The 15,358-nt window shown below is 61.4% G+C and carries 10 protein-coding genes; 1 reads left to right on the top strand and 9 read right to left on the bottom strand.

The window, feature by feature from the left end; genetic code table 11:
• Positions 1–106 precede the first annotated feature (106 nt).
• Entirely contained in the window at positions 107–319 is a 213-nt protein-coding gene (locus HRQ60_RS16940; RefSeq protein WP_172197739.1) for a hypothetical protein, read from the top strand.
• Between the two features lie 101 nt (positions 320–420).
• On the opposite strand, the gene chrA is transcribed toward HRQ60_RS16940, so the two are convergent.
• The 9 genes from chrA to HRQ60_RS16895 all read right to left on the bottom strand — a co-directional run bounded on the left by chrA (position 421) and on the right by HRQ60_RS16895 (position 15,177).
• Entirely contained in the window at positions 421–1,635 is a 1,215-nt protein-coding gene (chrA, locus tag HRQ60_RS16935; RefSeq protein WP_172197737.1) for a chromate efflux transporter, read from the bottom strand.
• A gap of 242 nt (positions 1,636–1,877) precedes the next feature.
• Positions 1,878–4,997 (bottom strand): VWA domain-containing protein, encoded by a 3,120-nt coding sequence (locus HRQ60_RS16930; protein ID WP_172197735.1) that lies wholly within the window; start codon positions 4,995–4,997, stop codon positions 1,878–1,880.
• Positions 4,981–7,077, bottom strand: a complete 2,097-nt coding sequence (locus tag HRQ60_RS16925) for a vWA domain-containing protein (protein ID WP_172197733.1) — start codon at positions 7,075–7,077, stop codon at positions 4,981–4,983. The genes HRQ60_RS16930 and HRQ60_RS16925 overlap by 17 nt, the downstream gene beginning before the upstream one ends.
• A 72-nt stretch (positions 7,078–7,149) precedes the next feature.
• On the bottom strand, positions 7,150–8,052 hold the full coding sequence (locus HRQ60_RS16920; protein ID WP_172197730.1) for a DUF58 domain-containing protein: 903 nt from the start codon (positions 8,050–8,052) through the stop codon (positions 7,150–7,152).
• Entirely contained in the window at positions 8,049–9,038 is a 990-nt protein-coding gene (locus tag HRQ60_RS16915) for an AAA family ATPase (protein ID WP_172197727.1), read from the bottom strand. The genes HRQ60_RS16920 and HRQ60_RS16915 overlap by 4 nt, the downstream gene beginning before the upstream one ends.
• 45 nt (positions 9,039–9,083) lie before the next feature.
• On the bottom strand, positions 9,084–10,793 hold the full coding sequence (locus tag HRQ60_RS16910) for a phage tail tape measure protein (protein ID WP_172197724.1): 1,710 nt from the start codon (positions 10,791–10,793) through the stop codon (positions 9,084–9,086).
• Between the two features lie 57 nt (positions 10,794–10,850).
• Positions 10,851–11,837 (bottom strand): ABC transporter permease, encoded by a 987-nt coding sequence (locus tag HRQ60_RS16905; protein ID WP_172197721.1) that lies wholly within the window; start codon positions 11,835–11,837, stop codon positions 10,851–10,853.
• The gene (locus HRQ60_RS16900; RefSeq protein WP_172197718.1) at positions 11,834–12,763 is read right to left on the bottom strand and encodes an ABC transporter ATP-binding protein; all 930 of its coding nucleotides are present in this window, start codon (positions 12,761–12,763) and stop codon (positions 11,834–11,836) included. Before HRQ60_RS16900 ends, HRQ60_RS16905 begins: the two co-directional genes overlap by 4 nt.
• Positions 12,760–15,177, bottom strand: a complete 2,418-nt coding sequence (locus HRQ60_RS16895; protein WP_172197715.1) for a hypothetical protein — start codon at positions 15,175–15,177, stop codon at positions 12,760–12,762. The genes HRQ60_RS16900 and HRQ60_RS16895 overlap by 4 nt, the downstream gene beginning before the upstream one ends.
• Positions 15,178–15,358: the final 181 nt, after the last annotated feature.

Raw genomic sequence — 15,358 nt, 5'->3', positions numbered from 1 at the left:
CTTCGACAATCAGCCGGCGTATCGTTCTTCCCGTTTTGTTTTGTGTTAAAATGACTTCATATGCCCGTGCAGCAAAACAAGAACCGATACCGAGAGGAGGACGGACATGGCTACCAACCGAAGGCTCGAAACGGATACGGATTTCCAGGAAACCCTGGAGCAGGAAAGAACCGTCCGGGTATTCCGCGACGACGAGATGATCAACCCGGGAGGCCTGATTATCCGGTTTGACTCTTCGATGATCGCGGTCCAGTCGAGCGTCAGCGATCTCGATTATTACGATCGGCAGCAGTGCGAATTCTACGAGCTGAGACGATAATACGTTTACTCCAAAAAAAAGAGCGGCCGCAATCACGGGGTCCGCTCTTTTTGGAATGTCTATTTCCGTCCATATTTGCGCCGGATCCGAACCGAAAACCGCTATCCGTAAAACATCCCCAATATCCATCCGCCCGCCGCTCCAAGCGCCACCACGATCCAGGGCGGCGTTTTCCAGAACACAAGCAGTACAAACAACCCCGCCGCTCCTGCGAAATCCACAGCCGAGCGGATGGTCGAAGTCCAAAGCGGATCGTACAGGGCAGCCAGCAGGATGCCGACGACCGCCGCATTGACTCCAAGCAGCGCCTGCTGAACCCTTGTATTCTGCCGCAGCGTGCTCCAAAAAGGCAGAGTACCGGCGATCAACAGAAAAGCGGGCAGAAAAATGGCGACCGTGCCGATCAATGCCCCTTTCAGGCCGCCGATCATCCAGCCCAGATAAGCCCCGAACGTAAACAGCGGGCCGGGAACGGCCTGCGCCGCTCCATAACCGGCCAAAAAGTCGCTTGCGCCGATCCAGCCCGTCGGAACGACTTCCCGTTCAAGCAGAGGCAGCACCACATGTCCGCCGCCGAATACCAGTGCCCCCGCCCGGTAGAAACTGTCGGCCAATCCCAGCCCGATTCCGCTTCCCGCAGTGCGCAGGATCGGCAGTCCCAGCAGCAGCACGGCAAACAGGATCAGACAGAAGAGGGCAAACTTCCTGCCGACTGGAACGGACAGCTCGGGAATATCGGGCTCCTGCGCACGCAGGAGCAGCAGACCTCCGGCTGCCGCCGCGGCAATGACCGCGATCTGGATAAAAGCCGACGACCACAGCAGCACGGCTGCGGCGGCGAGCACGGCAAAGATCGCCCGTGCGCGATCTGGCGCCAAGCTTCTGCCCATCCCAAGCAGTGCCTGGGCCACGACCGCAACCGCGGCGATCTTCAATCCGTGAATCCAGCCGGATCCCGCGATATCGAAATGCTGGACGAACACGGCGAACGCGATCAGCAGCAGAATCGACGGCAGCGTAAACCCGATCCAGGCCGCCAACCCGCCGAGCACCCCTCCCCGCACGATCCCGATTCCGATTCCGACCTGACTGCTGGCCGGCCCCGGCAGAAATTGGCACAGCGCGACCAGTTCGGCGTAACTTCGTTCATCCAGCCAGCTGCGCCGGCGCACATACTCCTCGCGAAAATAACCCAGATGGGCAATCGGTCCGCCGAACGAAGTCAGACCCAGTTTGGCCGATACCGACAAGATTTCCAGCAGCCGGCCCGCTGTTCCGGGCAGCGGTTTGGATGAGGGATCCGCATCGATCTTCATGGAAACGCCTCCTTCCTTGGTGCCTTTTCTTCCTTTATATCGAGAAGAATCGATCTTTTCCAGTCTTTTTTGTCAAAAAAAGAAGCGGTTTTTGTAAATTCTCCGCTCTTTTCCGATAGATATCACCTTCGAATCGTCCGGAAAGAACACAGAAACCGCCGAAAACCCGGATGCTTCCGATCGGAAGCGAAGGTTCTCGGCGGTCTGTTTGTCCAAACGGTTCTCTGCGCTGCGGCAGCCTCTTAGCGTCCGCTGCGCTTCTTGGCGGCCAGCAGCCGCTCCATGGCGCTGCCGCCTCCAGCCGGCGCGTCGTTCTCCGGCTGATCCGGCCGCTTCGAATCCGCGGAAGGCGGCTTCGATTCGCCGGGCGGAGAACCGGACCGGCCGGCTTCGCGGCCGGTCGGCGAGCCGCCGCGGGAAGCTTCGCCCGCGGCTCCCGGCGCTGCGCTTCGCGCGCCCGCCGCATCGGCGGAGCGGTCGGCCGGCTGCGCTTGGCCGGCGCCGCGCTCCGCGCGGACGCGGTCCACGGCGGAGGCGATGCCCCCGCCTGCCGCGGACCCCGGCTCCCCGCCTTCGGCGCGGGGAGCCCCGGCCGGCCGCTTGGCGCCCCGGTCGGCCGCGCCCTGCGGCGGCGCGGCGGCGTTCTCGGCGGCGCGTTTCTCGCCGCCGCGGAAGCCCGTGCTCCGCCGCTTGGCGGCGGTCAGGCGCGCAAGCGCGCCGTCCTCCGCAGGAGCGGCTTCGCTGTCTGCGGCGAAGCTGCGCCGGCCGGCCGCCGTGAACGGAGCCGCCAGCACGGCGGCGATCCGTTCCCAGGGAACGGCCAGGCGGCGGATCGCAATATCCGCGATCCACAAGGCCAGCACAGCGGCCAATACCAGTGAAGTCCAATCCCGCATTTGTTTGTGCGGAGCGGCCGGCTGCGCGTAGACCGCAGCCGGGTCGTCCCAGGAGAGGACACGTCCTCCGGTCAGCTGCGCCAGCTCCGCGAGACGCTGCGCTCCCTGGTCGGAAGCGGAAGCGATACGGTATTCCGGCGAGTACGGGATGACCAGCCCCGTGCCCGTCGCGGCCGGAAGACCGGCCGATTCTTCGCTGTCGGCAGGCGACAGATTAAGCAGGTAGGCGCCGGGATCGCTTACCGGCAGGATGCCGGTATAGCGCCCCGGAGCGGTCTGCACCAGCTTCACCGGTTCGCTCCCGCCCGATGCGTCGCCTCCGATCGAAGCGATCAGCTCTTCGGGAAGCGTGCTGTTTCCCTGCTGAGCAGCCGTCACGCTGAGCTCGGTGCCTCCCTCGCTCATTGCCGTTTCGATCCGGTAAGGCGAAGCGGCAAACTGCGGGAACGTCCATTTGACGGTCTGGGTCAATACATTGGCAAACTTCTCCCAAGATACCCACTGCCCCGACCATTCTCCGGTCAGGTCGCTTGTCCAAGCCACGCTTCGACCGGAACCGTACTGCCATCTGACCAGCAGCGGATCGGGTTCGGGACTGACCAGCGCCGTCTGCGCCGACGGTTTGGCACTCGTGGCCACATAGCCGTTGATCTGCGGAAGTCCTCCCGCAAACAGTCCCGCCCAATCTCCCGCATCCGCTACCGCAGGCGTAAACGGCTTGTCGACGACATAGGTCCGGGCGAGCAGCACCGCTTCGCGGCTGAAGATCGCAGGCAGCGTCGTTTCGTCCTGCACGTCGTAGAATCGGCCTTTGCCCAGCTCCGCGATCCGCTGAAGCAGTCCGCGGTCCGCGTCCGAACCGACGGCGACGCTCGATGCGGTGACGTTATCTTCGCCCAATTCCGCAAGCAGTTCGTCGTAATTCCCTCCGCCTGCGGACTGTCCGTCCGTCAGCAGAATAATATGTTTGCGCTGCGCATCGATCTTTTGGATCGCTTCGCCCGCGGAGGCCATCGCCGGATAAATGTTCGTTCCGCCTCCGCTAGGAATCGACTGGATCTGCTGCAGCACGTCTTCTTTGTCGGTCAGCTTCTTCGGTTCGACGACCCACCAGGGCGCATCGTCAAAAGCGACAACGCCTACCGTGTCTTTGGCCCGCATAAGCTCTACGGTACGCATAGCCGCTTCTTTGGCCAGCTCGATCTTGCTGCCGCTCATACTGCCCGATCGGTCGATCACCAGAATCAGACCGAGTTCGGGAATCTCCCGCTTGCCTTCCAGTTCCATCGAGACGGGCAGCGCCCGCTCGATCGGCGTATCGAAGTAGCCACCCAATCCAAAGCTTTGATCGCCTCCGCTCATCATGAAGCCGATTCCGTAACTGCGGACCGCCGTTTCGATCGCGTCCATTTTGGCTTGTCCGAGCGAGTCGCCCGACACATTGTTGAACAAAATACTGTCGTATTGGGCGTAATCCGCAATCTGCGAAGGCAGCAGGGAAGGCGCAATGACGGTCGTATCGATCAGACCCGCATTAAGCGCGCTTTGGATATTGGAAGAAGTGTCCGGCTTGCCTTCGACGATCAGAACGGACGGACTGCCGGCCACCCGGGTAAAAGCAAACGCGGCGTTGTTGGCGGACTGTCCGTCGCCCGGAATACCCAGCTCGGCCCGGTAGCGGTGCAGGCCCGGCTTTTTGGCCAGACCCTGCAGCAGTACGCTGTTCTCGCCGCGCTCGACCCGAACGGTCTGCGTCCCGATCTCCACATTGTCTTCGTACAGGCGGATTTCTCCGGTTCCCGAGAACGTACTGCGCAGCTGCGCTTCGACCGTAAACGCTTCGCCGAGATACAGCTTGCCCGGCAGGGTGAGCGAATCCACCGCGGCATCGCGCTCAACTTGGCCCGTCTTGTCCAGAACGTCCACCGCGATGCCTCTGTTTTTGAGCAGACGCCCCGTCTCGATCATGCTGCCTATATTTTCTTCGCCGTCGCTGATCAGCACAATACGCGGATCGCCGGTGCCGAGCATTCCCGAAGACAGCTGGAGTGCGCGCTGTACATTCGTATAATCTTCATCGACGGCCGCATCCAGCCCGCCAAGCGGCGAAGTGCCGCTCATCGTCTGCTCCGCCGAAGCGTCACGGCCGAAAGAGAGCAGGGCGAACCGGTCGTCCGCTCCTTTTTCCCGCAGCGAAGATTCGATCCATTGCCGGTCGTCGTCTGCGGAAGAAGCGCTGGACGAACGGTCGACGGCATAGACCACTTCGTGCTCCCGCTGGACGGTGTACAGCTGCACACCGGCCAGCAGCAGTACGAGCAGCAGCAGGGACAGCGTCCGCAGCGAAGCGGCCAGCCGATGCCGAAACATCGAGATCCTGGCCGGGCCCCGCAGCGCGAATACGGCAAATCCCGCAAGCGGAAGCAGAAGAAGCAGCAGCCAGGGATGATCAAATTGAACGCCCACGTCGGTACACCCCCCATTCCGTCAGCATAATCGCGGCGATCAGCGCCGCCAGCAGAGCCGTAAGGGCAAAGCGCCCCCGATTGTCTCCGGACGCCGCCCGGTCGGGCGCCGCTCCGTCCGGATCGACCGCAGCACCGCCGAATATCGGATCTTCTCCGACGGGTGCCGCAGATTCCGACGCATCCGGCCTTACATCAAGCAGATAGACCGGAGCGCCGCCGAGCCCACGGCCCGTTTGTTCAAAAGCATACAAACCCGGAATCGGGGGAGCCGGCTGCGAAGAACTGGGAAGCGGTGAAGATTCCGCCGCGTTCCCGGCAGGCTCCGAAACATCGGGCTGTTCGTTCGAACCCGCTTCGCTTTCTGTCGATCCGCCTGCGTCTTTTACTCCTTTTTCGGCTTCGATCGTCTTGGCTCCGGCTGCGAACGCGAGTCCCTGCAGAGGACGCCAGACGGCGTCTTCCGCGCCCGGCACAATTGGCACATCCACAGCCGCCCCGGATACGACTCGGCCCAGCCCCCCTCCGCGGCCGCCGGACAACCAAGTGACCGCGTTGCTGACCAGTACCGGGAACTCGCTGTTTAGCGGCAGGTCGCCGCTCTGCAGATCGAAACCGAACCACAGGGCGCGCCGGCCGTTCTCCATGCCCGCCGCGATAGCCGGACGTTCTCCAATCTTCATGATCGGCGTCAGTCCGGTCGGCTTATCCCGGGTCAGCGGACCGAAATACGGTTCGCTGAGAGTCAAATACCGGGTGACCGGGTGCGCGGATACTTCCACCCGCCGCCCGGCCGGCTGCTGCGTATCCGTTCCGCCGCCGATCGTCCAGACCGCAGCGCCGGCCAGCAGCCGTTTCCATTCGCCGCTTTGCAGAGCCGACGGAAGCTGTCCTTCGACCACAACCAGATCCGGCCGGATTTCCGGCAGCGGAGGCGCTGCTTTTTCCGTTGTTTCTGCGTCTTTTCCGTTTGCGGTTCCCGAATTTCCGGACGTACTTTCCGCACCCTGCGCTGTGGGCACGCCGCCCGACAGATCGAGGCGGGTCACTTCAGCCCCGGAGAGCCGCAGCGCTTTTTCCAGAAACAAATTGCCGTCCGACAGCAGCAGGACCTTCACCGTACCGCCCGTTTCCGCAAAAGCGAAAGCGTCGTCGTCCGCCGCATAATCGTCCGGCGCATCCGCAAGGCCCAACCGGTATACGTCGGCCGTTTCCGCTGCGCCGAACGTGACGGTCTTCCGCTGGCCCGGCGCAAGCTTCAGACTCTCTTCCGCCAGCCGGAGTCCGTCCCCGGACAGCTCCGCCCGAAGTTCGAGCGCCGCGCTGCCGGTGTTTGCGATGACGCCGACGAACCGGCCGCTCCCGTCCGTGCCGAACTGTTCGACCGCCGCGTTGCGGTAGCCCGCTCCGTCGATCCGGCGCACTTCGATCGGCGCCGAAACCGGCAGATCGTCCGTACGCTCATTCCACTGCGCGTCCGTATAGACGACGATTCGGGCATCTTCCTGTCCTTCGGCCACCGCCGACGCGAGCGAGATCGCTTCGCGGTAAGCGGTCCGGCCGTAATCGGCCGACAGCGATTCGACTGCACGTTCCCAGGATGTCCGGTCCGAAGCGCCCGATTCGACAACCTGGGGACTGCCTCCCATCCGGATCAGCGTCAGCCCGCTTCCCGACTGCCGCGTATCCGCCAGAATGCTGCGCTTCATCTCCTCGAGCCTCGTTGCCGCGGCAGAAGCTTCAGGCAAATCTCCGCCTGGTCCCGCAGGGTAACGGGCATTCATGCTTGCCGAAACATCGGCCACCACGATCGTATGCCCCCCGCTTCCGGCTTCCGTCCACAGAAACGGCCGCATCAGCGCAAAAGCGAGCAGAGCCGCCGCCAGCAGCTGCAGCCACATCAGCAGACGGCTGCGCAGCTTCTGCCAGGGACGGTTCGCTTCGGTATTTTCCAGCGCCCTCCGCCATAACAAATGACTGGATACCGGAGTGTCGATAAACTTGCGTTTGAACAAATACATGATGATAATGATCGGAATCCCCAGTGCAAACCAGAGCCCTGCCCAAGAACCGATTCCCATTCTCCGCACCTCCTTTCATTCGTGATCGCCTTGGCGCCGATACCTGCTCCCTGCCGGACAACCGCAGCCAGCCTAGCGGACCAGCCCCTGCTCCCGCAGCGTACCGAGCACCGTTTCCCGGATCGGAACATCGGTCGGCGCGAGAATATAGGCGATTCCCCGACGTGCGCAGTATTCGGCCAAACGTCCCCGATATGCGGCGAATTCCCGTTCGTACGCTTCCACGAGCCGACCGGTAAGCGCGGCTTCCTTGGATGTCCCAAGCTCCGCGTCGATCAGCTTGAGATCGCCGCGCAGCTTGGGCTGAATTTCCCCGCGGGTTACGACCTGCACCAGGACCACTTCCTGCCGGGCGGCCTGAAGCCGCGCCAGCGCTTCTTCCATTTCTTCTTCCCCGCGTTCGGTCCAGCAGTCGGAGAAGATCCAGGTCATCCCCGGCAGCTTCGGCAGCCGGGAACGCTCGGCGAACGCTTCGGCCAGATCGCCCCGGCCCTTCGCCTCCGATGCGGCCAAAAAGTTCAGCAGGCGATGTACGGCGGGACGGCCGCGAAGCAGCGGCAGTCCTTCGCCTACCCTTTCTCCGATCCGATAGACGCCAAGCCGGTCATACGCCGCAAGCGTCATATAGCCGATACTGGCGGCAAGCCTCGAGGCGTGCAGCAGCTTGGAAGGCGAAGATTCGTCGGCAAAATCCATCGACTGCGAGCAGTCCACATACAGCGTCACCTGAAGCTCCTGCTCATCCAGATACTGCCGGACCACTTTGCGTCCCGTCCTGCCGTAGACGCTCCAATCGAAACGCCGCACATCGTCGCCCGGCGAGTATTCCCGATAATCCGCAAATTCGAGCGAAGCGCCAAGTTCTCTTGAACGCCGTCTCCCCTGCCTTGTCCCCCGGACCCGCCTTGCCGTTGACAAGGTCAACCGGTCCAGCTGCGACGTCCACTGCGCGCCGAGCAGTTCCTCGGGCTTCATCTCAAAGACTCCAGCCGGGCGAGAATATCATCGACCAGCGTGTCCGGCAAGACGCCTTCGGCTTGTCCTTCGAAATTCAGCAGCAGGCGATGGCGCATGGCGGGCTTGGCCGAAGCCCGGATATCTCCGCTCGAGACGTGCATGCGGCCCTGGATGATCGCGCGGACTTTGGATACGGCGATCATCGCCTGCAGCCCGCGTGGTCCCGAGCCGAACCGGACATAGCGCTTGACCGATTCCGGCGAATCCGCCTGATCCGGATGGGTCATCATCAGCAGACGCACCGCGTAATCGAGTACGTCTTCGGCCACCAGCACCTCTTTGGCGCCGCGCTGGATCTCCATCAGTGCAGCGGCGTCCGCGCGCTTGACCGCCTGCCGCTGATGCGGCGCGGTCGTGCGGCGGATGATTTCTTTTAGCTCGTCCGGCGACGGGTAGTCGACATCCAGCTTGAGCAGGAAACGGTCCAGCTGCGCTTCGGGCAGCGGATACGTGCCTTCGTTCTCCAGCGGATTCTGCGTAGCCAGGACGAAGAACGGTTCCGGCAGACGATGCGTCACGCCGCCGATCGTGACCGTCTTCTCCTGCATGGCTTCGAGCAGTGCGCTCTGCGTCTTGGGCGTGGCCCGGTTAATCTCGTCGGCCAGTACGATGCTGCCGAACAGAGGTCCCTGCCGGAACTCGCTCGTTACCCCGCCGGCATTCTCGAAATGGATCATATCGGTGCCCGTAATGTCGCTTGGCATCAGATCGGGGGTGAACTGAATCCGCGAGAACGGAAGATCCAGCGCGTCCGCCGTCGAACGGACCAGCATGGTTTTGCCCAGTCCGGGAATGCCTTCAAGCAGGGCATGGCCGCCTGCAAATACGCACCACAGCATCTGTTCGACGGTTTCGCTCTGCCCGACGATCACCTGCGCAATCTCCTCACGCACGTCCTCCATCGTTTTTCTCCAAGCCTCGATTCGATCGGTTTGCTGCAGCATATTTTCTCTCCTTTCAACTCGTGAAACGGGAACAAGCGGATTTTCTCAGGACTCCGGCTGAATTTCCGTAAAATAACTTTCGACCAATCCCTGCATGCTCTGCGGCAGGTCGCTGCGCCCGAGCGATTCCTTGGCGCGTTCGGAATACTCGCCGTATACCTCCTCGTATGGACGGCTGACCCCGTCGATCGTCGGAGACACGCCTCCGGTCTGTTTGTCTCCGCCACTCGAAGGCCCGCTGTCGGACTGGATATTGCCGCTGCCTTGAAGATCACGCGGCGTGGTGACCTGCTCGCGGCCGCCGCTGCCCCAGCCGGCTCCGCTTCCGCCCTGCCCCGAACCGCTTCCTCCGGATCCGCTGCCGGAACCCGAACCTCCGCCCGAGCCCTGGCCCGCCCCTTGGCCTGATCCCTGGCCGGATCCGCTTCCCTGCGAACCCGAGCCCTGACCGCCTGCGGCCGCGGCGCCGCCCGAACCTTCGCCGCCGGTTCCTTCACCGGGAGAACCTTCGGAATCGCCCGGTTCTCCCGAACCGGCTTCGCCGGATCCCCCGGCGTTAGCCAGCGCTTCGGCCGTGCCGCCGCTGCCCCAGGCATCGGACAGCGATACGCCGGATGCCGCAAGTTCCCCGGCCATTTCCATCCCGCTTTGGGCAATCTGGGCCGCAGCGGCGGCAGCCAGATCGCTCTGTTTGCCAAGTTCTCCCGAGTCGCCGGCCGCCGCCGCAAGTTTCTCGGCCAGCTCGCGGATTTGTTCATCCGACAGCTGGAGCGATTTTGACATTTCTTCGGACGCCTGCTTCATCGCCTCCTGAAGGGCAGCCGTTTCTTTTCCTTCCGCAGGGGCCTGTTCGGCCAGATTCTTCAGCGTATCCGCCAATTCTTTTTTCTGCGAGTCGGAGAGTTTATTGATCGCATTCTTCAGCGCTTCCGCACGCTTCGGCGCATCTGCCCCCTGTTGGGCGGCTTCTTTCAGCGCCTGCTGGGCGGCGAGGCGGCGGCCCCAGTCCTGAAGTTCCCGCTGGCTGTCCGCCGCTTCGTCCGCCTGGCGTCCCAGCTCCTTCATCGCCTGCTCCATCTGTTTAAGCGCCTGTTCGGACCGGCGCGAATCGTCCAGCCCTTGCGCAAGTTTCGCCGCCGTTTCGGCCAGCGGAGCCCGGGCTTCGGGTTCGATCGGCGCCTGCTCCAACTCCTTGGCCAGCGCTTCGGCTTTTTTCTGCTGGGCGTTGATCAGCGCCTGTTCGCGTTCCCGCTGACGCAGTTCGCCCTCCATCGGATTCGGAAGCAGCAGCAGAACGGCGCATACAACCAGCAGAGCGGCCGAAGAAACGGAGGCGCGCCCGCTTTTCACCGCAAAAGGCAGCCGCTCTTTGCGTTTGGCCTCGAACTCGCGGCCGTACGTCTCGGCCTGTGCCCGCTGCCAGTTCGCCGCAGCCGAATCCCGGTCCGCAAATTCAAGAGCCGTCGTCATCAGATCACGGCGTTCTTCCGCCGGATCGGCACGATCCATCGCGCGCGCGGCTTCTTCCGTCCGCACCGGCCGGATCCAGGCAGCGCCCGCGCCGAGCAGCGCGCCGATCGGAAGGCAGGCCAGCGCGCCCGGAAGAGCGTAAGCCATAGGTACGAACCGTGCGAAGGCCAACACCAGAGCGGCCGCGGCCAGTCCGGCGGTCAAGCCGCGCAGCGCGAATGTACACATCCGGAAAAACTGAAGCCTCAACCTTACCTTTGCGATCGCGAACAAGATGTTTTCCATATCGGTGTCCCTCCTTTTCCTTCACGGCTTAACGGTTCGCTCCCCCGCTGCGTACGTTTATGACCGATCGGACTTGCCGGGTACGGATTTCATTTCGGCCACGGCGGATCCTTCTTCGCCCTGCACCTTTTCCTCGTCTTCCGCTCTTCTACGGCGTACCGGCCGGGTACGGCGAATCGCGATCCACAGCGCTCCGGCGGTCACGACCGCATAGACCAGCAGGAATTCCAGCCACAATGCAATCGGCGCATCGTCCTGCAGATTTCCGCTGTTGACGAGGAAAGCCTGCTTGGAGATACCCGGTTCGAAAATACTGATCAGGGCTCCGGCCGGATTAAGCCCCAGGATAAATCCAACCCAAGAATATTTGGGCGGCACCGTTCCGCTGTAATAGGTCTGCTGAACGACGGCGAGCATCAGCAGATAGGCGACCCCCGTCACTACAAAGATAAACAGCGTCATCCCGTAAGCCATAATGACCGCCATAATCGTACGTTTGAACAGCGTCGAACACAAAATGCCGATCGCGCCAAGCAGCAGCATCGTAAACAGATAGAACAGAAACACCAGGATCAGCTGCGAAGGCGAGATGCCCCCGTAGAGAAACACGATGCTGTAGATCGGAAGCGTGGCGAGCACGATCAGCACCATAAATGCCAGCGAGGACGCCAGCTTGCTCAGCACGATAGCGGACGAACTCTGCTGCGTCGTCAGCAGAATGTTCAGCGTCTGCTTTTCCCGTTCTCCGCTGATGACTCCCGCCGTCAGTGCCGGGGTCATAAAAGCGATCAGCACCAGCTGCGCGATACTGAGCACATAGAACAGCAGGCGGCTTGTCGTCGGATCGAAGCGCATCCCCGCCTGGGAATTCTGGAAGCCCATCGTCACATAAATAAACCCGATAGCAAGCCCGCCCAATACGAACACATAGGCAAGCAGCGCGATAAACGAACGCGGTGTGCGCATTCTCAGCCGGAATTCTTTGTCGAGCACCGGGTTGATCCAGAGACTTCCGAGTCCGCCCGGTCTTTTTGGAGTACTCATGTCGCCGCCCCTCCTTTCGTGATTTCGAGAAAGACGTCTTCCAGGTTGGTTTGGGCTTCGTTAAAAGAAACCACTTCGTATTCCCAGTCCATGATGCGGCGCAGCAGATGCATCTGCTGCGCATCTTCTCCGCTGAAATGCACCTGAATCCCGTTGGCATCGTCGAGGACGCGGCTGACATGCTCTTCGTCGCGCAGACGGACCGCCAGCTCTTCCTGCCGGCCGAGCGTACGGATATGCAGCACCCGATTCACCCGCATCCGGCTTTGAATATCGGACACTTTGCCTTGAGCGACCATGCGTCCGTGCTCGATCACTCCGATCTCGTCTACCATCTCCGCAAGTTCCGGCAGAATATGCGAGGAAATAATGATCGTTTTGCCCATGCGTTTAAGCTCTTTGAGGATTTCGCGCATTTCGATCCGCGCCCGCGGATCGAGGCCGGAAGCCGGCTCGTCGAGAATCAGCACTTCGGGATCATGCACAAGGCTGCGCGCCAGACACAATCTTTGTTTCATGCCGCGCGACAAACCGTCCACATAAGCTTCTTTTTTGTCCGACAAATTAACGAGTTCGAGCAGCTGGGGAATCAATTTCTCCCGCTCGGTCCGTGCGATCCCGTAACTCGCTCCGTAGAAATGCAGGTATTCGTCGGTCTTGAACCGGTCATAGACGCCGAAGAAGTCGGGCATATAGCCGATCCGCCGCCGAACTTCTTTGGGATGGCGCGTAACGTCGTAGCCGCTGACCTTGGCCGTACCGGAATCCGGCAGCAGCAGCGTCGCCAGAATCGACATGGTGGTCGATTTGCCTGCTCCGTTGGGGCCGACGAAGCCGAATACCGTACCCGCTCCGATTGTCATGCTGATTTTGTCGAGCGCCTGGAAGCTGCCGTAGCGCTTGCTCAGTTCAGTGATTTCGATCATGGCTGCACCGATCCTTTCAATTTGATCTCCGGCAGCGCCATCGTCGTCCATTCGCTGACTCTCACGCGAATCTGCACCAGATCGCCGTTCGCTACATAATCGGAGGCTTTCTGATAAGAGGCCGACCCGGTTTTCCAATTGATCGAACGCCACTCGCCGGCGGCTTCGTTCCATATTTCAAGCCGGGTCGTCGGCTGCACGCCGTCCGGCAGACGGATATCGAGCTGCTTGTAATCGACGTCTCCCAAATCGGGCAGCGTATAGCCGAGTGTCATCGTTCCCGGCGAAGCGCTCATGCGCCCCATGCCGTCATCGGACACCTGCGTCGTATTCGTATGAATGACCGTTCCTCCCGTGTATCCGTAAGGGATATTCACTTCTCCGTTTTGCAAAATATCGATCGAAACAGGCTGGGTATACATGCTGAGCCGGTCGTTTGCGACCTTTTTGCCGCCGACATTAAGAAGATCTTCCGAATCTTCGCTGAAAGCGATCAAAAAAGCATTCTGCATGCCGCTGCCGACCAGAGGTCCGTTTACCGAAATATTCTGCGTCATCGCACGCTGGCGGGTATAGGTATCGGTCCCCCCCGTTGTCGGATAAGCGAACAGCATGCTGCCCAGATCGTAATAGTTGGAAGACATCGTTGACCCTTTGCCGACCGAAGCTTCCTTGCCGGGCTCAAGCGTGCCGATCTTGTACAGTTTGCCGCCGGCTACCAGAGCCATATCTTCCATCCGCCGGTCTGTCTCGTTGACGATGACGCCGCTGATCTCGCCTTTTGCGTTAACCGTCAGGTTCGGTGTCCACCTGCCTTCATCCAGACTGCCCGGTTCTTCCACCGTAAACTTGGCGACGGACCAATACGACATGTCTCCGAGGCGCAGGCGGCTGGCTTCCGGTCCTTCGCGGACAAAGTTGTCCAGCTGCCCGGTCACTTCGCCGTTGTTGACGCTCCAAGCGCCGTTCGTGGTCATGATTCCCAACTGCGTGCCTGCCGGGAAATCGACCGTATACTCGCCGCTGCTCGGTACGAACAGCGCCGTTGCGCTTCGGCGTACGCCTTGGCCTTCGCCGTCAAGCGTCACATAGCTCAAGGTATGCGCGATCTCGTTCGTTTTGTCGGAAGAGCCCGTCATATAGATCGCCCCGCTCGAGACGATCGCAACCAGCGGGATAAATACCCAGGCCCATTCCCGTTTATCGAATTTGCGGAGCAGCAGATACAGCAGCGGTGCCACAACCACCAGATAGATCAGCAGCATCCAGACCAACACGCTCAGCTTCGGCATATGCAGCGAAGGGAAATAATCGAGCGCACTCGCGACATTATACGAAGAGGAAGCAAAAGACGTATTCGGAACGCCCGTGCTCCCCGTTCCGGCAGCGTTCAGATCGGGCTGCAGCAGCTTGCCCCACAGCGCCGGGCTTCCCGCCCAGGAAGACAGCGGTTCGAGCGATAGATCGTACGCCGCGTACCAGACCTGTCCCGCCTGCAGCGGCATCGAAGCAATCAGCGGCCGATCCGGCGTGCCGTAGCGCACATCGGCTTCCGGCTTGGCCGCAGCATTGGCCGCCGTCAGCGACGATCCGGCAGGCAGCGGTTTGCCTTCGCCTCCGGATGCCAGCGGCGCCGCGGATACGGAAGACGTACCGCCGGACGCTTCGACGGGCGACAGATCTTCGAATCCCGCCGCCGTTTTGGCATAGCCGGCTCCTCCGCCAAGCAGCAGCGACCCTCCCCGTTCTACCCAGGTGCGGATGGCGTCCGCCTGCTTCTCGTTCAGCGTATCCGCCGCAAAGTCGTTCATAACCAGGACATCGAGCCCATCCAGCAGCAGCGGATTTTCTCCGATATCGCCCGCTTCAAGCGGCACCATACTAACGGTCTGCCCGCTGCCCTGCAGCAGACTCAAGAAGTTCATCGTATCGGGATCGGACGACAGAACGCCGACAATCCCGCCGAATTGGCTCGAACTCGACAAGTACGCGCGGCCTTCGCGAAACGGCAGCGATTCTCCTTTTTCGACCGAACCCGGATAAAAGCGCAGCATGCTCGTATTGCGCGAGTAGGAGCCTCCGGGTACCGCAAAAGTCACTTCCTTGGACGTTCCGGCCGGAATCTCGACGCGGCGGACATATGTACTTTCTCCCATGCCGTTCTGCGGCGATACCTGGACGACCAAATCTCCCGTCAGATCGGTATCGCTGACCAAGGTCACCTTCAGCGGATTCCAGCGTCCGTCATTGATCTTGCCTCCGTAACCGAATTCGGCCGATACCCGAAATCCGCCCGTTGTGTCGACCGCGGCATTCGCCCCGGCCGGAAAAATCGGCAGCAGCGCCGCGATCAGCGCCAGAGGCAGCAGCAGCGCCAAGCCGCTTCGGGCTGCGCGCATCATCCATCCCAACATAATATTCCCCTTTCGTTTCGTAAGTTCAGACCCTTAAATAGCTAAATTTTACATCCCGAACAACGACAGCGGCCTGTTGAGCACTCAACAGGCCGACTGTGCGCCTTGCGGCTGCGAAATATGGAAACAAGCACTCCGCACGGACGTCCCCTTACTAAGACGGTCCCATGGGGTCTTTTGT

Origin of the sequence: Saccharibacillus qingshengii, assembly GCF_013185195.1 — a bacterium.
Lineage (GTDB): Bacteria > Bacillota > Bacilli > Paenibacillales > Paenibacillaceae > Saccharibacillus > Saccharibacillus qingshengii.
The sequence above is the reverse complement of the archived record's forward strand: the minus strand, read 5'-3'. Positions and strand labels throughout refer to the sequence as shown.

Coding starts and splice junctions, on each gene's coding strand:
- HRQ60_RS16940 (WP_172197739.1), top strand. CDS start 107: ATGGCTACCAACCGAAGGCTCGAAACGGATACGGATTTCCAGGAAACC.
- chrA (WP_172197737.1), bottom strand. CDS start 1,635: ATGAAGATCGATGCGGATCCCTCATCCAAACCGCTGCCCGGAACAGCG.
- HRQ60_RS16925 (WP_172197733.1), bottom strand. CDS start 7,077: ATGGGAATCGGTTCTTGGGCAGGGCTCTGGTTTGCACTGGGGATTCCG.
- HRQ60_RS16920 (WP_172197730.1), bottom strand. CDS start 8,052: ATGAAGCCCGAGGAACTGCTCGGCGCGCAGTGGACGTCGCAGCTGGAC.
- HRQ60_RS16915 (WP_172197727.1), bottom strand. CDS start 9,038: ATGCTGCAGCAAACCGATCGAATCGAGGCTTGGAGAAAAACGATGGAG.
- HRQ60_RS16910 (WP_172197724.1), bottom strand. CDS start 10,793: ATGGAAAACATCTTGTTCGCGATCGCAAAGGTAAGGTTGAGGCTTCAG.
- HRQ60_RS16905 (WP_172197721.1), bottom strand. CDS start 11,837: ATGAGTACTCCAAAAAGACCGGGCGGACTCGGAAGTCTCTGGATCAAC.
- HRQ60_RS16900 (WP_172197718.1), bottom strand. CDS start 12,763: ATGATCGAAATCACTGAACTGAGCAAGCGCTACGGCAGCTTCCAGGCG.
- HRQ60_RS16895 (WP_172197715.1), bottom strand. CDS start 15,177: ATGTTGGGATGGATGATGCGCGCAGCCCGAAGCGGCTTGGCGCTGCTG.